This window comes from Stenotrophomonas lacuserhaii, assembly GCF_039674585.1.
Lineage (GTDB): Bacteria > Pseudomonadota > Gammaproteobacteria > Xanthomonadales > Xanthomonadaceae > Stenotrophomonas > Stenotrophomonas pennii_A.
In genome coordinates this window covers 1-22215 of sequence record NZ_JBDJNU010000056.1, presented here as the reverse complement: position 1 = coordinate 22215, position 22215 = coordinate 1, and the positions used below count along the sequence as shown (strand labels likewise).

The window sequence follows — 22215 nt, the reverse complement described above, 5'->3', positions numbered from 1 at the left end:
GGCACACCCCTTGGGTTGGGCGGGCCGGGGCCCGAAACCCGGGGCCGCCCGGCCCGCGGCCGTCACTACCGGGCCGTCATTATCGGGCCGTCATTCCTTGTCTGCGGCCGGGGTCTGCCGCAGTACGCTCAGCGCCAGCCAGCCCACCACCAGCACGCCCAGCACCAGCAGCGCCCACAGCAGCCAGCGCTTCCAGTCACGCGGCGCCTGCAGGGCGGCATCGCCGGCAAGCGGCTCTGCCGGGCCTTCGAAGCGTGCCAGCGTCGGCTGCCACGCCGGTCCATTGCGCTGCCGCAGATCCTCGATCAGCACGCCCACCGGCGCCTCCTGGCGCACCGCCGTCGCGCTGCCCACCGCGAGCGCGTACGGCGCCGCGCCCTGGCTCAGGAACACCACCACTTCCGGTTGGTAGCCGGCGCGCAGGACAGGCACGGCGGGGGTCGTGGCCGGGTCGGCCACCAGTTTCCAATAACGATCGCGGGTCATCCCGGACAACGATTGCGGCGCGGACTGCTGGCGGCTGCCGGTCCCGGCCTGCAGCTGATACGCCACCCACGGCGCGGTACGGCGCTGCCAGTCGGCCGCCGGATCATCGCGACTGAAGGCCGTCCACTGCACCAGGCTGTTTTCACGGGTGGACACATCCAGGCGACTCACCGGGTAGCGGCCATCCAGAGTGAATTCGAAGCTGCCGCCGCCCTGCGTCACCGGCTGCAGGGCTACCCATTCCCAGGGGATCGTCGCCGCGGCCGGGGGCAGCTCCGCCAGCACGCCACGCAGCACCGGCAGGGTCTGGCCCTGGTTGGGCAGCACGCGCAGATAACGCACGCTGCGGTCCACGTCGATCCGGCGCTGCAGCAGGCGCTTGCCGGCGCGCTGCAGGTCCACCAACGGCAGCTGCGCGTCGATCTGTTGCCAGCTGCGCAGGTCATCGCTGGCATCGACCTGCACGGTCGCCTGCAGCGGTTGACCGGGCGTTTCCCAATCCAGCACCACGGCGGCCAGCGGCTGCTGTCCCAGCACGCTGGCGTCGATCAGCCACCCTGCGGACTGCGCTGTTCCTCCTGATGCCCCCAGGCGCGCTTCGACCCGCCGCACGCGACCGTCGCTGTCGCGCTCGGTCAGCAGCTGCAGGTCGTTGCGACTGCGCGCATCCAGCGGCGGCAGGACGAACCACGGCAGCTCACGCTGCACCGGCGGTTGCGCCAGCGGCTGGTCCGGCGCCAGCAGGGCCGAAGGCAGCGCCTGTCCGGCCGCGTTGTAGACCTGCACGTCGGCCAGTCGCGGTGACCACGCACGGCGGTAGATCTGCGGCTCCAGGGTGATCCGGTAGGCACCGGACTGCGCGCTGGAAAGACTCAGCGGCCACTGCTCGACGTACTGCTGCCGGTGTTCCTGCGCATGCGCGGCAGCGGGTGCCACAAGCAGGGCCAGCAACAGCCCCATCCACGTTTTCATGCTGGGTTCTCCAGGGTCTGCGGCTGGCGCGGCGGCGCCGGCGCGAAGTATCCCACCACGGTACACAACAGCCCGTAGGCGATGAACGAGGCGATCCCGAGCAGGTTGCCCAGATGCTGGCGGTCGACCAGGATCAGCTTGGCCAGTACCACCGCCATCAGCACCGCACCGACCGTCCACAACACGCGCTGGCCGCGCCGCGAGCCCCATACCCAGGCCACCACGCCGAGCACGCTCCAGACCACGGTAAGGCTGGTCTGGGCCAGGCTGGAGCCCAGCAGCGCCTCGTTCCAGCGCACCCCGCCCCAGTGATGCACCGCGTGCAGGGTCAGGCTGGTCACCGCGATGAAAGCAGCGATCGACAGCAGCGGCACGCGGATCCGCTGCAGCTCGGCAGGCGCCTGGCCGATGTACAGCCAGCGCGCGGCCAGCAGCAGGATCGCCCACTGGACCAGTTCGGCCGGGTTGACCAGCGGCAGCCACGGCAGCGGATCGGAGCGGCCCGGCGTGCTGTGCAGGTACAGCCAGACACAGCCGAGCAGGCCGAACAGCACGCTCTGCAGCACCGGCCGCGCCGGATCGAAGGCCGCGCCCAGCGGCTGGCTGATCCAGCGCCAACGATGCAGGGTCGCCACCACCAGCGCGATCCACGGCAACAGCACCACCACCACCTGCCACCCGCCGGCCATGCCGAAGCGGCTGGCCACCTGCTGCAGGGCAAGCGACAGCACACAGGGCCACAGCAGCCACCACAGGAACTGCGCGACGATGGCCACGCGGCCCGCACCCTGGCGCAGCGCATGCAGCGAACGCGTACCGAGCACGGCCATCAGCGCCCACGCCAGGCCGCCATAGCCGGCCAACGGCTGCTCGTGCGTGCCGACCTGGGCGATCAGCAACGGGAAGGCCGCAGCGAGCATCGCCAGCGTGGTCAGCCCCAGCACGCGTGCGGGTTGGCGACGATACGCTTCGGCCGCCAGCCATCCGGTCACTGCGGCAATGATCAGCAGCGTATCCGGCTGGTGACGGTCGGGGACGAAGCGGAAGCACTCGGCCACCAGCCCCAGCAGCCACCACACCAGGCCCCACAGGTAATACACCAGCGCGATGTTGTCGCGGCCATGCTGGCGGCAGCTCCACGCCGAAGCGAAGCCGGCCAGCGCCAGCAGCAGCGCGCCGATCGCGGTGGGGTTGAGGAACATCCGCGCATCGCCGTCCCAGTGGTCGGCACCGGCGACGAAGGCGAACGCCGCGGCGATCTGCAGCAGCGCGCCACTGATCTGCGGCAGCCGGCGCTGCTGGCGCAGGCCCAGCCAGACAAGGCCGGCGCCTTCCAGCGCGAACACCGCGCCGGTGACCCGTGCCGACAGCGCCAGCGGCACCGCCAGCGTGGCGAAGCCCACCGCCAGCACCGCGTGCGACTGGGCCAGCACGCGGTACGACGGACGCGTGATCAGCGCGCGGGCGAGGACTGCATACACCGCTGCCACGCCCACTGCGATGCCGGCCAGCAGCATCGGCTGCCCATGCAGCAGCGCGGCCTGCAACGAGAACGCCACCAGCGGCGTGCCGAATACCAGGCTGCCATCGACCAGGTCGCGCTTTTCCGCCGGCTGGCGCCGTGCGTACAGCAGCGGGATCAGCAGGTAGAAGGCGAAGAACAGGGCCAGGAACGGCTGCGTGGTGGGCAGGTCCTCCGGACGGTACTGCAGCACGCCCCAGGCCGTTCCGATGCCGAAGGTGAACACGAAACCCAGCAGGTTCAGCGCGCGCCACGGACGGAACCAGGCAATGGCGAAGATGCCGGCGTTGAGCACCGCGTAGTAGCTGAAAAGCCCAACGTGGTTGCCACTGCCGGTGGACAGCCACAGCGGCGCCATGAAGCCGGCCAGGATGCCCAGCACCGCCAACGTGCGTGATTCCTGCACCACGGCCAGCACGCACAGGCCGGCGACCAGCAGGATGCTGGCGATGAACGCCGGCGCAGGATCGACCAGCCCATAGATCTTGAAGGCCGCGAAGGTAGTCAGCAGCAGCACACCGATGGCACCGCCCTGCAGCGCCAGCGCGAACAGGCGGCGCTGGTCGCGCTGCTTCCAGCCGAATACCAGCAGGCCCAGCGCACCGACGGTGATGCCGGCCAGGCGCAGCTCGATCGGCACGTCCAGCAGGCCCTGGTCGCTGACGTACTTCAGCAATGCGGCCACGCCGGCCAGCAGTACCAGCATGCCGATCTTCACCGGCACGTTGCCTTCGGTGAACCAGCGCTTGGCGCCTGCCAGCAGGCGTTCGACCGGGTTCGGGCCGGACGGCGGCCGCGGTGCCTGATGGGCCGGCGCAGGCTGCGGTTCCGGGGTGTCGTGGCGTTCACGCGGCAGCGGTGGCGGCGCCGCGGCAGACACGTTGGCGAAGACCTCCGGCGCCTCTTCGCGCTCGATCGCCTCCGCGTGCGGGGCATGCAGTGGCCAGGGGACAATGGCGGGAACGGGATCCCATGCGTCATCGACCACCGGCGCGCTTCCGCTGGTCGCAGTGGCGTGTTCTGCCACGCGCTCATCGCGTGCCAGCAGGGCCTGCTCCAGCGCGCCCACGCGGCGGCGCAGTCCGGAAATCATCACCAGCGCGATCACCAACAACAACGGGATGGCCAGCGCCACCAGTACCAGCAGTGCAATCAACGCTTCCATTCAGTCGCTTCCTGGTGCTGCCCGCGCCCCGATGGCGCCGTTGGACCGTGCCATGCTACGGCAAGTCAGGCAACCGCAGGAATCGACCGCCAAGCGGGCAACCCGCGAAACGACGAACCCCGGCCGGGGCCGGGGTTCGCAGGATCACGCGCGATGCGGAATTACTTTGCCGCGACGACGCGCACCATTTCCAGGCACTTGTTGGAGTAGCCCCATTCGTTGTCATACCACGACACCAGCTTGACGAAGGTGCTGTCCAGGGCGATGCCGGCTTCGGCATCGAACACCGAGGTGTGGGTCTCGCCGCGGAAATCGGTGGCCACGACCTTGTCTTCGGTGTAGCCGAGGATGCCCTTAAGCGCGCCTTCGCTCTGCGCCTTCACTTCGGCGCAGATCTCGGCATAGGTGGCTTCCTTTTCCAGCTCGACGGTCAGGTCGACCACCGACACGTCCGAGGTCGGCACGCGGAAGCTCATGCCGGTCAGCTTCTTGTTCAATTCCGGGATCACCACGCCGACGGCCTTGGCCGCACCGGTGGACGACGGAATGATGTTTTCCAGGATGCCACGGCCGCCGCGCCAGTCCTTGTTGGACGGGCCATCGACGGTCTTCTGGGTCGCGGTGGCGGCGTGCACGGTGGTCATCAGGCCACGCTTGATGCCCCACTTGTCATTGATCACCTTGGCCAGCGGGGCCAGGCAGTTGGTGGTGCACGAGGCGTTGGAGACGATCGCCTGGCCGGCGTAGGTCTTGTCGTTCACGCCGAACACGAACATCGGCGTGTCGTCCTTCGACGGCGCCGACAGGATCACCTTTTTGGCACCTGCGTCGATGTGCTTCTGTGCGGTTTCCTTGGTCAGGAACAGGCCGGTGGATTCGATCACCACGTCCACGCCCACTTCGTCCCACTTCAGGTTGGCCGGGTCGCGTTCCTGGCTCAGGCGGATCTTCCTGCCGTTGACCAGCAGGCTGCCACCTTCCACGGCCACGTCGGCCTTGAAGCGGCCGTGCACCGAATCGTACTTCAGCATGTAGGCCAGGTAATCCGGCTCCAGCAGATCGTTGATGGCCACGATTTCGATATCGTCGCCGAAGTTCAGCACCGCCGAACGCAGGACGTTGCGACCGATGCGACCGAAACCGTTGATACCAACCTTGATTGCCATGTTGATGAGCTCCTGCGGCCGCGCGCGACGCGGCGGGATGGATAAGGCCCAATAGTCTAGCAAACCGCCCTGACCACCGGCGGCCAGGCCGGCCCGGGGCCGGTCAGCCGAGGTCGATTTGATCCGGATCAAGGCGTTGCAGGCGGGCCCGGCCGAGACTGGCCCCATCACCCCCGCAATGAGACCCGCACCATGCGCATCACCGCTCCCCTGCTGGCCGGCCTGGCCGCCGCCCTGTCCCTCGCCGCCGCCCCGGCCATGGCCCAGTCCAAGGGCGACTGGACCCTCTCCGCCGGCGTGCACCAGGTGGCGCCGAAATCCAACAACGGCGCGCTGGCCGGCGGCACGCTGAAGGTGGACGTGGACAGCGACATCAAGCCGACCATCACCGGTGAGTACTTCATCGCCGACAACCTGGGCATCGAGGTGCTGGCCGCACTGCCGTTCAAGCATGACATCAACATCGCTGGCCTCGGCCGGGTCGGCAGCACCAAGCACCTGCCGCCGGTCGTGACCCTGCAGTACCACTTCAACAGCCAGGGCAAGGTGTCCCCGTTCCTGGGCGCAGGCATCAACTACACCACGTTCTTCAGCGAAGAAACCGGCGGTGCGCTGGCTGGCAGCAAGCTGAAGATGGACGACTCCTGGGGACTGGCGGCGCATGCCGGCCTGGACTTCGCGATCAGCGAAAAAGCCGCGGTGCGCGTGGACCTGCGCTGGATGGACATCGACAGCAAGGTCAAGCTGGATGGGCAGAAGCTGGGCACCGTGGAGATCGATCCACTGGCCTACGGCGTGTCTTACGTGGTCAAGTTCTGATCCGTCGTTTGGCCGACAGCGTGACGACCCACGGTCGTCACCCACCAACGACCCACTAGAGCGGCCGTTCGCGGCCGTACCCTGCCAGATGCGGGCAAGCCGAGGCACGGTGCGCCCGCTAGAATGCGCAGGATGAAATTCTCCTCCCTGATCCCGGCAGCTGCCCTGGTGGCAACGCTCACCCTCGTTTCCACCGATGCCCTGGCCTGGGGTGCCCAGGGCCACCGGCTGGTTGGCCGTGTTGCGGAAACCCGCCTTACCCCGGCGGCGCGCGCCGAAGTGGATCGCCTGCTGGCCAGCGAGGCCGCCGCCACGCTGTCCGGCATCGCGCCGTGGGCCGACCAGCTGCGCGCGACCGATCGTGACCTGGGCCGTCGTTCGGCGAAATGGCATTACATCAACATGGCCGAAGACGGCTGCGTCTACGATGCACCGAAGCACTGTCCGGACGGCAACTGCGTGGTCGAAGCGCTGAAGCAGCAGACACTGATCCTGTCCGACCGCAACCGCAGCGAAGCCGATCGCACGCAGGCGCTGAAGTTCGTGGTGCACCTGGTCGGTGACATCCACCAGCCGATGCACGCCGGCTACGGCCACGACAAGGGCGGCAACGATTTCCAGCTGCAGTTCAACGGGCGCGGCACCAACCTGCACTCGTTGTGGGACAGCGGCCTGCTCAACACGCGCAAGCTGGATGACGATGGCTACCTGAAGGTGCTGCAGTCGTTGCCGCGACCATCGCTGGCGCGCCGCGTGGAGCTGCGCCGGGATGCGCCGGCGTGGGCCGAAGCCAGCTGCCGGGTGGCGGTTGAACATGGCGTTTACCCGGCCTCGCGTAAGCTCGACAACGACTACACCGAACGCTATCGCCCCGTGGCCGAGGGTGAGCTGCGCATCGCCGGCGAACGCCTGGCGCAGGTACTCAACAGCGCCCTCGGCCACCGCTGAGGAATTGCCGCATGCCTGCCCACGTCCAGTCGTTCTTCCACCCCGACAGCCATACCTTCAGCTACGTGGTGCACGACCCGGCCACCCGCCACGCGGCGCTGATCGACGCCGCGCTCGACTACGACGCCGCTTCAGGCACGCTGTCCGATGCGGCGCTGCAGCCGCTGCTGGACCATGTGCGCGACAACGCACTGGACGTGCGCTGGCTGCTGGAAACCCATGCCCATGCCGACCATGTGTCGGCCGGACGCATGTTGAAGGCACGCTTTCCCCAGGCCGCGCTGGCCATCGGCGAAGGCATCCGCGCGGTGCAGGCCGCGTTCGCGCCGCGTCTTTCGCTGGACCTGTCGGCAACGCCGGAAGCCTTCGACCATCTGTTCGCCGACGGTGAACGCTTCGCGCTGGGCACGTTGGACGCACGCGTGATCGCCGTGCCCGGCCACACCAGCGACAGCATCGCCTACCTGATCGACGACGCGCTGTTCCCGGGCGATTCGCTGTTCATGCCCGACAGCGGCACCGCGCGCTGCGACTTCCCCGGCGGCGATGCGGCGCAGTTGTACCGCTCGATCCAGCGCCTGCTTTCGCTGCCAGGGCAGACGCGCGTCTTCGTGTGCCACGACTACGGCGCCGGTGGCCGCGACGTCGCCAACCAGACCACCATCAGCGAACAGCGCGCGCACAACATCCACGTCCGCGACGGCGTGACCGAAGCCGACTTCGTGACCATGCGCCAGGCCCGCGATGCCACCCTGGCCGAACCGCGCCTGATGCAGCCCGCGGTAAAAGCCAACCTGCTCGGAGGCGGCTGAGCGCTCAGCCGCCGGTTTCGCTGCGGACGTAGTGCCGGCCCTTCACTATTTCGAAGGTAAAGGCGTAGAGCAGGCTGACCGGCACCGGTTCGATCCGCTCGGCGCCGTCACAGTCGGTGGCATCGCGCGGTGCGCTTCCCGCAGGAAAATGGCAGAGCGCGGCGGGCGAGAACCGCCACATCGCCACCGCCTGCTGCGCTGCCTGCAGCAGCGGCAGGTTGATCGCAGCGGTCCCCGCTTCGCACTCAGGCCGATCCGCCAGCGGCAGGCTGCGCTCTACCCTGCCTTCCGCATCCACCACCACTTGCAGGCACACCCGGGTCGGCGGCAGTTCCTGGCGGGGATCCGCGCTGCCCAGCACCGGCGGCGGGGCAGTATGCAGCTGGGGCATGCGGTAGCCCTCCGTTGGCCGCAGCGCATACGCTTCCACGGCGCCCGCGCCGCCGTCGGTGCGCACCTGCAGTCGCTGGTGATCCACGTTCTCCGCGCGGGTGTCCTGCGCGGCCAGGCGCTCGTGGCTGGCGCAGCCGGCCAGCGACAAGGTGCCGGCCACCAGCACCCACAGCCGCCTCATGGCAGCCCGTTGTCGCCCGGCGGGAAGGTCGCGCAGCAAAGTTGTCACAGCATCCAGCATCGGGAATCGCTCGTTGAGAGGCGTAGCGTAAAAATAACACCACCCAGCTCGGCTTCATCAAATCCGCACGGGCTGCGTCTGCCGTTGATTCCACCATCCGGCGCAAAGCCCTTCCCGTTCTCCTGGCGTGTAACCGTCGAAGTCCGTCGGCTCTTCAGGTGCGAGAGACGGCTCTTCTTCCACCTTCTTATGACGTTCAAGCCCGACATGCTGTAATGCCCCCATCAAGACCAAGGAGCGCGCGCATGACCGACCACCTGACCGATCTCGATGGTGCCGTCGATTGGCTGCTGGCACGCGTGGAAGGGTCCATCCGCATCGGTGCGCCACTGGCGCTGGGCAAGCCGCATCGGCTGCTGAACGCGCTGTACGGCCGGGTGGAAAAGGACCCGGCGCGGCCGTTGCAGATCTACACCGCGTTGTCGCTGAATCCGCCGGTTGCCCGTGGCGATGGGTTGGAAGCGCGTTTCATGGGGCCGTTCGCCGCGCGCCATTTCGGCAAGGACGCGGTGCGACTGGCCTATGCCGATGCGATGGCGACCGACACCCTGCCGGACCACATCCAGGTGGAAGAGTTCTACATGCAGTCCGGCGCGTTGCTGCGTTCGCGGCAGGCACAGGCCAGCTATACCAGCCTGAACTACACCCACGCCGCCGATGCCGTTGCGCAGCGCGCGCCGCACGCCATCGTGCAGAAGGTCGCCCGACGCGAGGGCAGCAGCCAGCTGTCGCTTTCGTGCAACAACGACATTACCCAGGACACCCTGGATGCGATGGCCGCACGCGGGCTGCCGCGCCCGCTGCTGATCGCCGAAGTGGATCCGCAGCTGCCCTGGCTGGGTGGCAGCGCCGCCGTGGAAGAAACCTTCTTCGACCTGGTGATCACTCCACCCGGTCCTTATCCGGCGCTGTTCGGCCTGCCGCGGCAACCGGTCAGCGATGCCGACCATGCCATCGGCCTGTATGCCAGCACGCTGGTGCGTGACGGCGGCACCCTGCAGATCGGCATCGGGGCGCTGGCCGATGCGCTCAGCCACGCGCTGGTGCTGCGCCATACCGACAACGCGCTGTACCGGCGCGTGCTGCATGCACTGGATCCACAGCTGGCGGCGCATCCACTGGTGGCTGAAATCGGTGGTTTGGGGCCGTTCGAAGAGGGGCTGTACGGCTGCAGCGAAATGCTCAACGAAGGCTTCCGCAAGCTGGTGCAGTGCGGGGTGATCAAGCGCAAGGTGCACGATGACCTGGTGCTGATGAAGCGGCTGGACAACGGCAGCGCCTACACCGCCGACCACGCCACGCTGGCCGCCGAAGGCGAGTACCTGCACGGTGCGTTCTACCTCGGCTCGCCCGAGTTCTACGAGTGGCTGCGCACCCTGCCCGACGACGAATGCCGTGCGATCGGCATGCGCCGGATCAGCGAGATCAACCAGCTGTACGGCGGCAACGAAGAACTGGAGCGGCTGCAGCGCCGCCATGCACGCTTCTTCAATTCCTGCATGATGGCCACCGCACTCGGCGCTGCGATCTCCGATGCGCTGGAAGACGGGCGCGTGGTCTCCGGCGTGGGCGGCCAGTACAACTTCGTGGCGATGGCGCATGCGCTGCCCGAAGCGCGCAGCGTGCTGATGTTCCGTGCCGCGCGCGAAGATGCGGGCACGCGCGAAAGCAACGTGCGCTGGAACTATGGGCACACCACCATTCCGCGCCACCTGCGCGATGTGTACCTCAACGAATATGGCATCGCCGATCTGCGCGGACTGACCGACGCCGACTGCGTGCAGGCGATGGCCGCCATCACCGAACTGCCGTTCCAGGACGCATTGCTGCAGCAGGCGAAGGCCGCGCGCAAGCTGGCGACGGCGGCGCAGGTCGATCCGCGCGCGCAGCGCAATACGCCGCAGGCGTTGTCCGCGGCACTGGCTGCGTTCCGCAGCGACGGCACCCTGCCCGATTATCCGCTGGGCAGTGACTTCACCGAGGTGGAGCAGGTGCTGGTGAAGGCGCTGGGCTGGCTGAAATCCAACACGCAGACACGCAGTGCGAAGCTGCGCACGGTGTGGGCGGCGTTGAAGCAACGCGCCGGCGATGGCGATGCGGTGTACCTGCAGCGGATGGGGCTTGAAGCGCCGGCGGATTTCGGCGAACGGGTGAATGCGCGTCTGTTGCGATTGGCAGTGGCCCGTACGGCCCGGTAACCCCGGTAGCGCCGAGCCGTGCTCGGCGAGCGCAGCGGTAACGGAGCAACCGCGTGACGACCAACGGTCGTCACCCACCGAAGCAAAGCAGGCCGTCACCGAACAAGGTCAGGCAGGAGCCGAGCGGGCGTGCCGTGATCTTCGACGCACCGGTAGCGCCTGGTAGCGCCGAGCCATGCTCGGCGAGCGCAGCGGTAACGGAGCAACCGCGTGACGACCAACGGTCGTCACCCACCGAAGCAAAGCAGGCCGTCACCCAACAAGGTCAGGCAGGAGCCGAGCGGGCGTGCCGCGTTTTTCGACGCACCGGGAGCGCCGGTAGCGCCGGTAGCGCCGAGCCATGCTCGGCGAGCGCAGCGGTAACGGCGCAACCGCGTGACGACCAACGGTCGTCACCCACCGGAGCAAGCAGGCCGTCACCCACCAAGGCCAGGGCGAGAGCTGACGGGCAGCGGCCGTCACTACCAGCCAGCGTGCCGTGTTTTTCGACGGTTCCGATGGCGCAAAAAAAAAACGCCCCTTGCGGGGCGTTTTCAGTTCGTGCGGTTTACAGCGCCTTGGCGGCTTCGACCACGTGCTTCGTGGTGATGCCGAAGTGCTTGTACAGCGCATCCGCCGGCGCCGACGCGCCGAACGTATCGATACCCACCACCGCGCCATCCAGGCCGACGAACTGGCGCCAGAAACCGGTGACACCGGCTTCGATCGCCACGCGCTTGCGCACCGCGTTCGGCAGCACCGATTCGCGGTAAGCCGCATCCTGGCGCAGGAACACGTCGGTGGACGGCATGGACACCACGCGGGTCTTCAGGCCGGCGGCATCCAGCTGCGCCTTGGCTTCGGTGGCCAGCGACACTTCCGAACCGGTGGCGATCAGGATCACGTCCGGGGTACCGCCTTCGGCATCGGCCAGCACGTAGCCGCCCTGCTCGATCTGCGCGATCTGGCCGGCATCACGCGGCTGGTGCGGCAGGTTCTGGCGGCTGAACACCAGGCAGCTCGGACCGTCCTGGCGGGTGATCGCGGCCTTCCAGCTGACCGCCGATTCCACCGCATCGCAGGGACGCCACACATCGTTGTTCGGGATGTAGCGCAGCGACGCCAGGTGCTCCACCGGCTGGTGGGTCGGGCCGTCTTCGCCCAGGCCGATCGAGTCGTGGGTGTAGACGTGGATGGCATGGGCCGGGATCAGCGCGCTCATGCGCACGCCGTTGCGGGCGTAATCGCTGAACACCAGGAAGGTGGCGTCGAACGGCAGGAAACCGCCGTGCAGGGCGAGGCCGTTGGCAATGGCGGTCATGCCGAACTCGCGCACGCCGTAGTACACGTAATTGGCGTTGGCGTCATCGGTGGCGACCGACTTGCTGGCCTTCCACAGGGTCAGGTTGGAGTGGGCCAGATCGGCCGAACCACCCACCAGCTCCGGCAGCAGCGGTGCGTAGGCTTCAATGGCCAGCTGCGATGCCTTGCGCGAGGCGATGGTCGGGCCTTCCGCCGCTACCTGGGCGATGTAGGCATCGGCCTTGGCGATGAAATCTTCCGGCAGCTCCCCGTGCGAACGACGGGTCAGTTCCTCAGCCTGCTGCGGGTACTGGGCGGCGTACTTGTCGAACTGCTGCTCCCATTCGGCCTGGCGCAGGGTGCCGGTACCGCCGGCACGCCAGCCGCCATAGATGGCTTCCGGGATCTCGAACGGGCCGTATTCCCAACCCAGCGCCTTGCGCGTGGCTTCCAGTTCGTCCTTGCCCAGCGGCGCGCCATGGCTGGATTCCTTGCCGGCCTTGGCCGGGGAACCGAAGCCGATGGTGGTGCGGCAGCAGATCAGGGTCGGCTTGTCGGACTGCGCCAGCGCGGCGTCGATGCCGGCCTTGATGCTTTCCGGATCATGGCCATCGACGTCACGCACCACGTTCCAGCCATAGGCCTCGAAACGTTCCGGGGTGTTGTCGGTGAACCAGCCTTCGGTGTTGCCGTCGATGGAGATGTGGTTGTTGTCCCAGAAGCAGACCAGCTTGTGCAGGCCCCAGGTACCGGCCAGCGAAGCGGCTTCATGCGACACGCCTTCCATCAGGCAGCCGTCACCCATGAACACGTAGGTGCGGTGATCGACGATCTCCAGCTCCGGGCGGTTGAAGCGCTGGGCCAGCAGCTTTTCGGCCAGGGCGAAACCGACGGCATTGGCGAAGCCCTGCCCGAGCGGACCAGTGGTGGTCTCCACGCCGGGGGTTTCATGGTGTTCCGGATGGCCGGCGGTCTTGCTGCCGAGCTGGCGGAACGCCTTCAGCTGTTCGATCGGCAGGTCGTAGCCGCTCAGGTGCAGCAGGGCGTACTGCAGCATCGAGCCATGGCCGTTGGACAGCACGAAACGGTCACGGTTGAACCACTTCGGGTTGTTCGGGTTGTGGCGGAGATAGTCGTTCCAGAGCACTTCGGCGATGTCGGCCATGCCCATGGGCATGCCGGGGTGGCCGGACTTGGCGGTCTCGACCGCATCGGCGGCAAGGAAGCGGATGGCGTTGGCCAACTGGCGGCGGGTAGGCTGCGTCATGGTTCTATCGGAATCAGGGAGGCGGCCGCGGACGTGCGGGCGAATCATTGTAACGCCGTGCCACGCCGGGCGGACTCACGCGGTAACCGCCGGGTCAGGCCACGGTAGCGCCGACCCACGGTCGGCGAGCGCAGCGGCGCAGGGGCATCCCGCCGAGCACGGCTCGGCGCTACCAGAGCAGCCGATAGCCCGGTAGCGCCGACCCATGGTCGGCGAGCGCAGCGGCGCAGGGGGCATCCCGCCGAGCACGGCTCGGCGCTACCAGAGCAGCCGATGCCCCGAGGGGCGGCGAGCGCAGCGGCGCAGGGCGCATCCCGCCGAGCACGGCTCGGCGCTACCAGAGCAGCCGATGCCCCGAGGGGCGGCGAGCGCAGCGGCGCACCAGGGCAGCAACGCCCCGGCAACGCCGATGAACCGATTCAGACGAGGCGGTCGGTCGGGGCGGTCGCGGTCGCGGCCATGGCCGGCTCGTCCTTTTCGCCCTTGGCCACCAGGGTGGTCAGGGCCAGGTCGCCGGTGACGTTCAGCGCGGTCCGGCACATGTCCAGGAAGTGGTTCACGCCCAGGATCAGGCCGATGCCGAGCGGGTTCACCCCGACCATCGCGCAGATCATCGCCACCACCGGCAGCGAGCCCGACGGCACGCCGGCCGTGCCGATCCCGCCAAGGATGCACACCGCCATGACCATGATCTGCTGGCCGATGCTCAGGTCCACGCCGAAGAACTGCGCCAGGAAGATCACCGTCACGCCCTCGAACAGCGCGGTGCCGTTCTGGTTGGCGGTCGCTCCAACCGTCAGCACGAAGCGCGACACCTTCTGCGGCAGGCCCATCTCATCGGCAACGCGCAGCGCGGTCGGAAGGGTCGCGTTGCTGGAGGCGGTGGAGAACGCCATCACCGTGGCTTCCTGGGTATCGCGGAAGAATGCCAGCGGCGAACGGCCCGACAGCCAGACCGCCACACCGTAGGTCACCACCATGTGCAGGCCCAGCGCCAGCACCACCACGCCGACGTAGGCGCCCAGCCGGATCAGCAGTTCGAAGCCGAACAGCGCGGCCAGGTTGAACATGAAGCAGGCCACCGCATACGGCGCCAGGCGGATGACCAGGTTGATCAGGGTCATCGAGACTTCGAAGACGCCTTCGATGGCACGCCGCAGCGGGGCGACCTTGTCATCGTCGGTCAGCACCATGCCGATGCCGAACATCAGCGCGAAGAACATCAGCGACAGGATCGCCCCATTGCTGGAAGCGGCCTCCACGATGTTGCTCGGCACGATCGACAACAGCATGTCCATGCCCTTGGGCTGGCTGCCGACACCGGCCACGATTTCCTTTGAACGCTCCAGGTTCTCGGCCAGGATCTGGTTGGCCATGGCCGGGTCCACGCCCACGCCGGGCTTGAGCACGTTCACCAGCACCAGCCCGATCGCCACCGCGATGCTGGACAGCACGATGGTATACGCCAGGGTCTTCCAGCCGATCCGGCCAAGCGCGCGGATGTCGCCCATCTCCGACACGCCCATCACCAGCGCGGAGAAGATCAGCGGCACGATCAGCATGAAGATCAGGTTGAGGAACAGGCCGGAGGCGGGCGTGGTGATGTAGTGCATCAGCCACTTCGCCGCGTCCATCAGTGCCGGCGTCTGCGCACCCAGCGCATGCACCACCAGACCCAGCACCAGGCCGATGGCGAAGCCGATGCCCATCTTCCAGTGCAGAGGCATCTTTTTCTTCGCGGGGCTGGCTGCTGTCATCGGCTCGGTATCCTGGGAAATGAGGGTCACTGTAGCAAAGCGCCCCGCAGCTCCGCCGTGCCGATCACGGCGGTGGCGGGTACAGCGGCGGCAGTCCAGTCTGCGTCGAAGTTACCGGCGCCGACCAGTGCGGTCCGTCATGGAACGCGCGTTTCAGCTCCCGGCGCACGTCGGGAAGCTCGCCCTCGCCCGCCCAGCGCGCTTTCTGCAAGGTCTGCAGCGCCTGGCGCTGGCGATCGTCGCCCAGCCTGGCGATGACCTGTTCCAGACGCGACACGCCGGCCATCGCACACAGCAGCGCCGCCACATCCGCAAAGCTCTCCGCGTCCAGCGCGCGGCGCAGTTCGGCCACGCGTGGCGCACCCGGGCGCAGGCCGTCCTGCGCCGACGGTACCTGACCGCGTGGCAGCAATGGCTGGGCGCGTCCGCGCCGCCAGCCCCACCACAGGGTCAGCAGCCACAGCAACAACAATCCCGCGGCCAGCGCCATCCAGCCCAGCGGTTGGCCCGTGCTGGCGCCTGCGGGGGGCGAAGCAGCAGCACCCTCGCCACCGGGCAGCGCGGCATCGGTATCCAGCGCCTGTACCGGCGGCGTCGGCTGGGCTGCCCCGCCGCTCCCCGCCGCGACCGCCAGGGTCAGCGCGGGGACGCCGCTGCTGCGCGCCTGCCCGCGCTTCACGTCCCACCAGCGCATCTGGATGCCGGGCACGTTCAAGGTGCCGGCAACCCGCGGCACGATGGAATAGCGCCGGGTGATCTTCAGCTGCGGCGAGCCGCCGCTGAAGGTTTCGTCGTACTGCGCGGGCTCGGCGAACACCTGGGCATCGCTGCCGACATCGGGCACCGGCAGGTCGGTGAACTGGGCCCGGGTCGCCCCCACCGCGATCCCTTCGATCTCCAGCGTGGCCGCTTCACCGGCGCGCGCCCGGTCCGGGGCCAGCGTGTAACGCAGGCGCAGGTCGTGCAGCGGCAGCCACGGCTGCGGCGCGTCGACCGGCTGCGCCTGCACCTGCAGGGTCTGGTCGGCCGCTGCCGCGCGCAGCCGGCCATCGCCGTTGCCGCCGAAGAAATCGTCGAAGAAACTGCCCGCGGTGCGCCCGTCGAAGCGCGCCCCCGCCAGCCGCAGCGGCCCGCTGCGTTCGGGGATCAACAGATAGCGCCGTTCGGCCACGTTGTAGCGTCGTCCGTTGACCTCGCGCACATCGGTGCGGTCCTGGCCGATCACCTGCAGCGATGCGCCTTCGGGGGTATCCAGTACCAGTGAACCCGACGCCAGCTGCGCGGCGTAGAACAACCGCACCACCACGCCCACACTCTGCTGCACGTAAGGGCTGCTGTCATCCACTTCGGTTTCGATGAAGGCCAGCGCGCTGCCATCGTTGCGCGCCGGTGCCGCCGCAGCGACCTGCAGCTGCAGCGGCTCGGTGAACACCTGGCCGACCTGCAGCGGCGGCACCACCAGCGTGCCGCTGCGCCGGGGTGACAGCGCCACGCCATGCAGCGTGCGCGTCTGCATGCGCCCGTTGGTCCACTCGACCTGGCGGCTGCGGGTCTGGTTGCTGAGCTCGAAATCGGCCCCCAGCGGGGTCAGCACGGGCGAGGCGGCCGAATCGGACTGGATGTTCAGGGTGACCGTGTCGCCAAGGGAAACCTGGGCGCGATCCAGCCAGGCACGGGTCTGCGCCGATGCCACGTGCGGCACGCAGAGCACCACGGCAAGCAACCACGGCAGCAGGCGCGCGATAACCGATGGGGAGGCGGTGCGTGTCATGGTCCTTCCTGTTTCCTGCGTTCGTTTTCCAGCTGGAACTTGGCGCGCAGCAGATCGCCCGGCCGGTCCGGCACGCGCCGCATCCAGGCTTCGACCGCCTGCTGTTGCTCACGCTGCTGCGGCGTGCGGCCATCACTGCGCTGCGCGGGCTGCTTTCCCTGTTTGTCCTGTTGACCCTGCTGCACCGCCTGCTGCATGCGCTGGCGCTGTTCTGCGTCGGCGCGCGCCTGCGCCTGCGGATCGACAGGCGGCGGCTGCGGCGCCTCGCCCTGTCCCGGCTTGCCGGATGGCGCGCCCGCAGGCGGCGGTGGCTGGGCAGGATCGCCTGGCTTCGGGGACCCCTTGCCGGTGGAAGATGGCTGGCCGGACGATGGCGGTTGCGCTTGGCCCTGGCCTTGCGGTGGCGGCTTGCTCTTTCCCGGTTGCGATGGCGGGGACTTTCCGTCCTTCGGCGAAGGCGGCGGCTTGCGCTTGCGCGCGGCATCGACCACGGCCCGGTTGGCCACCGCATCGGGCATGCCCGGGCGCCGACTCAAGGCATGGTCGTAGGCCTGCACGGCGCCATCCAGGTCGCCCTGGCGCGCACGCGCATTGCCTAGGTTGTACCAGCCTTCGGCCGTCTGCACGCTTTCAAACGTGCGTGCGGCGGTGTTGAAATCGCCGGCATGGTACGCCTGCACGCCCTTCTCCAGTTGCTGCTGGCGGCGCTGGTCGTCCCGCAGCCAGAGGCTGGAACGGGCACCGGCCGGCGCCGCGGCGGACGCTGTGGCCTGCGCCAGCACGGGCGCTGGCTGCAGCCCGACAACCCCGACAAGGAGCAGCACCGACAACACCGCGCTGCGCCGCCGGAAGGCCAGCAAGGCAAGCAGCATCAGCGGCGGCAGCAGCCAATACCCCTGGTCCAGCCACTGGCGCACGGCACCGCGCTCGCTTTCGCCCACCGAACGGTCGGCGCGCAGCAGATCCAGTGCACGCAGGTCAGTCGTGTCGCTGGCCAGCCGCTGGTAGCGCCCGCCACCGGCATCTGCCAAGCGGCGCAGGCTGGCTTCGTCCAGCGCGGCGTTGGCAATCTGGCCGCGGGTATCCCGGTAGGCCGCGCCGGTCGTTGTACCCAGCCCGATCACCGACACCTGCACGCCCTGGCTGCGTGCCTGGCGCGCGGCTTCGATGGCGGCCGCGTCGGCGCTGTCGGTCAGCAGCAGCACCTGGCCGGCGCGCTGGCCACTGCGTTGCAGCAGCCGGGTGGCCCAGTCCAGCGCGCGGTCGGTGCGCTGGCCATCGGCTGGCATCACCTGTGGAGACAGCGCATCCAGGTACAGCCCGATGTTGGCCACGTCATCAGTGAGCGGCGCTACGGTATAGGCGTCGTCGGCATACACCACCAGCGCCAGTTGGCCGCCTTCGCGTTGCTGCAGCAGGCTTGCCAGCTTGGCGCGCGCCTGCAGCAGTCGAGACGGCGGCAGGTCGGTGGTGGTGATGCGGGTGGACAGGTCCAGCACCACCACCAGCGGTGACTGCGGTTGCAGCAGGGGCTGCGCCTGCTGCTTCCAGCCGGGGCCGGCCAGCGCCAGCACGGCCAATATCCAGCCCAGCAGCACCGCCCACGGCCAGCGCCGTGCGCGGTTGCCGTCGGCCTGCAGCAGGTGCGGCAGCAGGTGCGGATCCACCGCCTGCTGCCAGCGCCCCGCATCGCGTCCGCGGCGCCACGCCCACAGCGCGATCAACGGCAGCACGCACAACGCCCACAGCAACTGCGGTCGAGCCCAGTGCACGGCAGCAAACAGGTCCAGGTTCATGGGCGACGTCCCGGCCACAGCCACGCCAAGGTGCCCAGCAACATCGCCAGCCCGAGGGCCCAGAAATAGACTTCGTTACGCGGCCGCAGGGCCGGGCCCTTGGCGGTCACCGGCTCCAGCCGATCCAGCTCGGCGTAGATACCGGCCAGTTCGGCGGTGTCGCGCGCGCGGAAGAAGCGGCCGCCAGTGCGCTCGGCGATCTGCCGCAGCGTGGCCTCGTCGACCGGATCCTGGCCTTGGCCGAGGTCCATCCCGAACAGCTTCATGCCGCCATCGCCGCCGAAGGCGACGGGATACACCCGCACCTGCTCGGTGGCCGCCAGATCGGCCGCGCGCAGCGGCGAGAGGACGCCGGCATTGCTGACGCCATCGGTGAGCAGGATCAATACGCGCTGGCCTTCGGGCTGGTCACGCAGGCGCTTCACTGCCAGCGCGATCGCATCACCGATGGCCGTCTCGCGGCCGGCCAATCCGACGACCGCATCGCCCAGTTGTTCGCGCACGCTGGCCAGGTCGGCGGTGATCGGCGTCAAGGCATAGGCGCGGTCACCGAACACCAGCAGTCCCACCCGATCGCCGGCACGGCGATCCAGGAAATCGGCCAGCACCGCCTTGGCCGCGACCAGCCGCTCCACCACCTGCCGGCCGAGCACCATGTCCGGTTCGCCCATGCTGCCGGAGACATCCATCGCCAGCATCAGCTGCCGTGCCTGGGTGGGCGGACTCACCGCCTCGCCGAGCAGTTGCGGACGCGCAAGCGCCACGCACAGGCAGCACCATGCCAGCCACAGCAGCAAACGATGGACGCGCGCACGGTCATTGCCGCTACCCCCCGCGATATCCTGCAGTTGCTGCGCCGACCATGGCACGCGCAGCGCGGCGCCCTGAGCGGCGACGCGGCGAGGCCACCATCGCATCAGCCACGGCAGCGGCAGCGCAAGCAGCGCCCACGGCCACGCCAGCAGCAGGTCCGGCCACGGCCAGCCGGGAAGCGTCATCGGGAAGGCTCCCGCAGCAGCGCGACATACCGCGTGCGCGCCCAGCGTTCGAGCGTGGCCAGCTGCGCCGACTCGATGGCCGGCTGGTAAGCGCCCTGCAGCAGCAGGTCGCGTTGCGCCGGCGCAAGCGCACAGGCGGGATCAAGCAGCTGCAACCACGCCTCACCCTGCAGCAGTTCGCTGCCGGCGCGGCTTTCGCGGGCGGCACGCCGCAGCAGCTCCACCAGCGCGGCAAGCCGCAGCGGACCTTCTCCCGCAGCGTGCAGCTCTGCATCGAACTGCCGCTGCCAGGCCCGTTCGCGGCGTAGCCGACGTGCGCGCAGCAGCACGGGAATGGCCACCAGCAGCAGCACCGCGGCGGCGACCAGCCACCAGCCCGGCGCAGGCGGCCACAGGCTGGGCGCCGGTGGCAGGTGGACATCGCGCAGGGGCAGGTTCGTGCTCATGCCACCACCTCGCGCACTGCAGGGGCCAGCCAGCCGGCGCTCGGGGCATCGGTGGCAATCACATGGGTGCCGACCCGGCGCGTGGCCAGGTCGTCCTGCAGCCGTTGCAGCGGCGCAGCGAAGTGGCCTTGCCAGTGCGCACGCACCTGCGGACTGCGCAGGTCGACCCGCACGCGGCGCTGTTCGGCAAGGAAATCGAGGGCTTCGGCGGGCGGCTGCAGTTCCAGCGGATCGACCAGCAGCAGCACGTCCACCTGGTGATGCAGCGCCAACCCGGACCAACGCGCGGGCGGCACTGCGGCAGCGCGCAGTGGGTCGGCCAGCACCAGCAGGCGCGCGCCCGGCCGCAGCACGCGCGTGGCCTGCTGCAGCGCGTGCTCCAGCCCGGCATCTTCAGCCTGTGGCGCCGCATACCAGCGGCTCAATGCATCGAGCACGCGCAGCACGCCACGCGTTCCGCCGGCTGGCGGAATCGGAGCTTCGTGCAGGCTGCCGCGCAGCGCCGCGATGCGGTCACCGCGACGCTGCGCCGACCACGCCGCCACCGCGCCCACGCGTGCGGCCTGGACCGATTTGAAGCGGGTACGCGTGCCGAAGTACAGGGCCGGATCGGTATCGGCGACGATCAGCGTGACCCGCTCGCGCTCGGCCTGGAACAGCTTGGTATGGGTGCGGCCACTGCGTGCGGTCACCCGCCAGTCGATATGCCGCGCGTCATCGCCGGCGACATATTCGCGTGATTCGGCGTACTCCATGCCACGCCCGCGCAGTGCAGACGGCGCCTGGCCAGCCTGGCCGATGCGCCCACGCTTCGGCGCCGGCGGGCGCATCGCCGTGCCGCGCAGGGCTACCAGTTCGGCGAGGGTGGGCACCAGCCCATCACCGTGCAGCAGGTCGGGGGAATCGACGGCCATCGTGGTCAGGGGGCCGGCACCTTGGCCAGCAGCTCCTGCACCAGCCGTTCGCCATCCCAGCCTTCGGCAAGCGCCTCGTAGCTGGGCAGCACGCGGTGGCGCAGCACGTCGGCAGCGATCGCGCGCACGTCGTCGGGGGTGACGAAGTCACGCCCGGCCAACCACGCACGCGCCCGCGCGCAGCGCTCCAACGCGATCGAACCACGCGGGCTGGCGCCCCAAGCGATGCGCCGCGCCAGCGCGGCGTCGTAGCGGGCCGGCTGGCGCGAGGCCAGCACCAGCTCCACCAGATAACGTTCCAGCGGCGGCGCCATGTGCAGGTCCAGTACTTCCCGGCGCGCCTGGTGCACATCTTCCAGCGGCATCCGCCGCGGCGGTTCCGGGGCTGCATCCAGGGCACCGCGCGCGCGTTCGCGCGCCAACCGCAGGATCTCGGTCTCGGCGCCTTCGTCGGGATAGCCGATGCGCACATACATCAGGAAACGGTCGAGCTGCGCTTCCGGCAGCGGGAACGTGCCTTCCTGTTCGATCGGGTTCTGCGTGGCCATCACCAGGAACAGCGGCGGCAGCGCATAGGTGTGGCGGCCGACGGTGACCTGGCGCTCGCCCATCGCTTCCAGCAGCGCGGACTGCACCTTGGCCGGGGCGCGGTTGATCTCGTCGGCCAGCAGGATGGGATGGAAGATCGGGCCCGGCACGAACTCGAAACGGCCCTCCTGTGGGCGCCAGATTTCGGTGCCGGTGAGGTCGGCCGGCAGCAGGTCGGGGGTGAACTGCACGCGGGCAAACTCAGCGTCCAGCCGGCTGGCCAGCGCACGGATGGCAGTGGTCTTGGCCAGCCCGGGCGCACCTTCCACCAGCAGGTGGCCATCGGCCAGCAGCGCGATCAGCAGGCGTTCGACCAGCTCGGCCTGGCCGACGATTTCATTGGACAGCGCGGCGCGCAGGGCCTGGAAGTCGGCATGCAGGCGCGAGGTATTGCTGCCTGCGGTGAGGGTGGGGGGAACGGCGGGGATCTGATTCATCGTGCTTGGACCAGCACCGGTGGATTCCGGTTCCCCATCATCGCAGGGGTCGGTCATGAATGTGATCAAGATTGGATGAATGGTGGATCGAGCGGTGAGACCCCTCGCGGGTGTTTCCGCAGTTGCAGCTGGGGGTGGGTCGGGCGATGCGGCTGTGCGGGGGACGGCAAAGGCCGCATCCATGCGGGCCTCGTTTCGCGCCATCCATGGCGCTCAACGCCCCCGCACAGCCCCACCG

Annotated in this window: 16 protein-coding genes; 4 read left to right on the top strand and 12 right to left on the bottom strand. The window is 68.8% G+C overall.

Annotation, left to right across the window (positions count from 1 at the left end):
• Nucleotides 1-90: 90 nt before the first annotated feature.
• The 3 genes from ABE522_RS16290 to gap all read right to left on the bottom strand — a co-directional run bounded on the left by ABE522_RS16290 (nt 91) and on the right by gap (nt 5311).
• The gene (locus tag ABE522_RS16290) at nt 91-1458 is read right to left on the bottom strand and encodes a DUF3999 domain-containing protein (protein WP_346592595.1); all 1368 of its coding nucleotides are present in this window, start codon (nt 1456-1458) and stop codon (nt 91-93) included.
• The gene (locus tag ABE522_RS16285; protein ID WP_346592594.1) at nt 1455-4145 is read right to left on the bottom strand and encodes a DUF2339 domain-containing protein; all 2691 of its coding nucleotides are present in this window, start codon (nt 4143-4145) and stop codon (nt 1455-1457) included. The genes ABE522_RS16290 and ABE522_RS16285 overlap by 4 nt, the downstream gene beginning before the upstream one ends.
• 161 nt (nt 4146-4306) lie before the next feature.
• On the bottom strand, nt 4307-5311 hold the full coding sequence (gap, locus tag ABE522_RS16280; RefSeq protein ID WP_346592593.1) for a type I glyceraldehyde-3-phosphate dehydrogenase: 1005 nt from the start codon (nt 5309-5311) through the stop codon (nt 4307-4309).
• 192 nt (nt 5312-5503) lie between these two features.
• Here gap and ABE522_RS16275 point away from each other — a divergent pair, with 192 nt between their 5' ends.
• The 3 genes from ABE522_RS16275 (at nt 5504) to ABE522_RS16265 (ending at nt 7890) form a co-directional block, all read left to right on the top strand.
• On the top strand, nt 5504-6130 hold the full coding sequence (locus ABE522_RS16275; protein WP_346592592.1) for an OmpW/AlkL family protein: 627 nt from the start codon (nt 5504-5506) through the stop codon (nt 6128-6130).
• A 132-nt stretch (nt 6131-6262) separates the two neighbouring features.
• A complete protein-coding gene (locus ABE522_RS16270; protein ID WP_346592591.1) occupies nt 6263-7078 on the top strand; it encodes a S1/P1 nuclease in 816 nt (271 codons plus the stop codon).
• Between the two features lie 11 nt (nt 7079-7089).
• Nucleotides 7090-7890, top strand: coding sequence for an MBL fold metallo-hydrolase (locus ABE522_RS16265; RefSeq protein ID WP_346592590.1), 801 nt, complete (start codon nt 7090-7092; stop codon nt 7888-7890).
• Between the two features lie 4 nt (nt 7891-7894).
• On the opposite strand, the gene ABE522_RS16260 is transcribed toward ABE522_RS16265, so the two are convergent.
• Complete coding sequence (locus tag ABE522_RS16260) at nt 7895-8464, bottom strand: hypothetical protein (RefSeq protein ID WP_346592589.1); 570 nt, start codon at nt 8462-8464, stop codon at nt 7895-7897.
• Between the two features lie 305 nt (nt 8465-8769).
• Between ABE522_RS16260 and ABE522_RS16255 the strand changes: the two genes are divergently transcribed.
• Nucleotides 8770-10722, top strand: a complete 1953-nt coding sequence (locus ABE522_RS16255; protein ID WP_346592588.1) for an acetyl-CoA hydrolase/transferase C-terminal domain-containing protein — start codon at nt 8770-8772, stop codon at nt 10720-10722.
• A gap of 547 nt (nt 10723-11269) precedes the next feature.
• On the opposite strand, the gene tkt is transcribed toward ABE522_RS16255, so the two are convergent.
• From tkt to ABE522_RS16215, 8 genes are all read right to left on the bottom strand, one after another.
• Complete coding sequence (gene tkt / locus ABE522_RS16250) at nt 11270-13270, bottom strand: transketolase (protein WP_346592587.1); 2001 nt, start codon at nt 13268-13270, stop codon at nt 11270-11272.
• Nucleotides 13271-13689: 419 nt separating this feature from the next.
• Nucleotides 13690-15027: a dicarboxylate/amino acid:cation symporter gene (locus tag ABE522_RS16245; RefSeq protein WP_346592586.1), complete on the bottom strand. Its 1338-nt coding sequence runs from the start codon at nt 15025-15027 to the stop codon at nt 13690-13692.
• A 64-nt stretch (nt 15028-15091) separates the two neighbouring features.
• Nucleotides 15092-16798: a BatD family protein gene (locus ABE522_RS16240; RefSeq protein WP_346592585.1), complete on the bottom strand. Its 1707-nt coding sequence runs from the start codon at nt 16796-16798 to the stop codon at nt 15092-15094.
• On the bottom strand, nt 16795-18594 hold the full coding sequence (locus tag ABE522_RS16235; protein ID WP_346592584.1) for a VWA domain-containing protein: 1800 nt from the start codon (nt 18592-18594) through the stop codon (nt 16795-16797). Before ABE522_RS16235 ends, ABE522_RS16240 begins: the two co-directional genes overlap by 4 nt.
• The gene (locus ABE522_RS16230; RefSeq protein ID WP_346592583.1) at nt 18591-19592 is read right to left on the bottom strand and encodes a vWA domain-containing protein; all 1002 of its coding nucleotides are present in this window, start codon (nt 19590-19592) and stop codon (nt 18591-18593) included. Before ABE522_RS16230 ends, ABE522_RS16235 begins: the two co-directional genes overlap by 4 nt.
• Complete coding sequence (locus ABE522_RS16225) at nt 19589-20038, bottom strand: DUF4381 domain-containing protein (RefSeq protein WP_346592582.1); 450 nt, start codon at nt 20036-20038, stop codon at nt 19589-19591. Before ABE522_RS16225 ends, ABE522_RS16230 begins: the two co-directional genes overlap by 4 nt.
• Nucleotides 20035-20952, bottom strand: a complete 918-nt coding sequence (locus tag ABE522_RS16220) for a DUF58 domain-containing protein (RefSeq protein ID WP_346592581.1) — start codon at nt 20950-20952, stop codon at nt 20035-20037. Before ABE522_RS16220 ends, ABE522_RS16225 begins: the two co-directional genes overlap by 4 nt.
• Before the next feature lie 5 nt (nt 20953-20957).
• Nucleotides 20958-21977 (bottom strand): AAA family ATPase, encoded by a 1020-nt coding sequence (locus ABE522_RS16215; RefSeq protein ID WP_346592580.1) that lies wholly within the window; start codon nt 21975-21977, stop codon nt 20958-20960.
• Nucleotides 21978-22215: the final 238 nt, after the last annotated feature.

Bases quoted from the DNA above. Each gene is read 5' to 3' on its own strand.
- ABE522_RS16290 (WP_346592595.1), bottom strand. From the start codon at position 1,458: ATGAAAACGTGGATGGGGCTGTTGCTGGCCCTGCTTGTGGCACCCGCT.
- ABE522_RS16285 (WP_346592594.1), bottom strand. From the start codon at position 4,145: ATGGAAGCGTTGATTGCACTGCTGGTACTGGTGGCGCTGGCCATCCCG.
- gap (WP_346592593.1), bottom strand. From the start codon at position 5,311: ATGGCAATCAAGGTTGGTATCAACGGTTTCGGTCGCATCGGTCGCAAC.
- ABE522_RS16275 (WP_346592592.1), top strand. From the start codon at position 5,504: ATGCGCATCACCGCTCCCCTGCTGGCCGGCCTGGCCGCCGCCCTGTCC.
- ABE522_RS16270 (WP_346592591.1), top strand. From the start codon at position 6,263: ATGAAATTCTCCTCCCTGATCCCGGCAGCTGCCCTGGTGGCAACGCTC.
- ABE522_RS16265 (WP_346592590.1), top strand. From the start codon at position 7,090: ATGCCTGCCCACGTCCAGTCGTTCTTCCACCCCGACAGCCATACCTTC.
- ABE522_RS16260 (WP_346592589.1), bottom strand. From the start codon at position 8,464: ATGAGGCGGCTGTGGGTGCTGGTGGCCGGCACCTTGTCGCTGGCCGGC.
- ABE522_RS16255 (WP_346592588.1), top strand. From the start codon at position 8,770: ATGACCGACCACCTGACCGATCTCGATGGTGCCGTCGATTGGCTGCTG.
- tkt (WP_346592587.1), bottom strand. From the start codon at position 13,270: ATGACGCAGCCTACCCGCCGCCAGTTGGCCAACGCCATCCGCTTCCTT.
- ABE522_RS16245 (WP_346592586.1), bottom strand. From the start codon at position 15,027: ATGACAGCAGCCAGCCCCGCGAAGAAAAAGATGCCTCTGCACTGGAAG.
- ABE522_RS16240 (WP_346592585.1), bottom strand. From the start codon at position 16,798: ATGACACGCACCGCCTCCCCATCGGTTATCGCGCGCCTGCTGCCGTGG.
- ABE522_RS16235 (WP_346592584.1), bottom strand. From the start codon at position 18,594: ATGAACCTGGACCTGTTTGCTGCCGTGCACTGGGCTCGACCGCAGTTG.
- ABE522_RS16230 (WP_346592583.1), bottom strand. From the start codon at position 19,592: ATGACGCTTCCCGGCTGGCCGTGGCCGGACCTGCTGCTGGCGTGGCCG.
- ABE522_RS16225 (WP_346592582.1), bottom strand. From the start codon at position 20,038: ATGAGCACGAACCTGCCCCTGCGCGATGTCCACCTGCCACCGGCGCCC.
- ABE522_RS16220 (WP_346592581.1), bottom strand. From the start codon at position 20,952: ATGGCCGTCGATTCCCCCGACCTGCTGCACGGTGATGGGCTGGTGCCC.
- ABE522_RS16215 (WP_346592580.1), bottom strand. From the start codon at position 21,977: ATGAATCAGATCCCCGCCGTTCCCCCCACCCTCACCGCAGGCAGCAAT.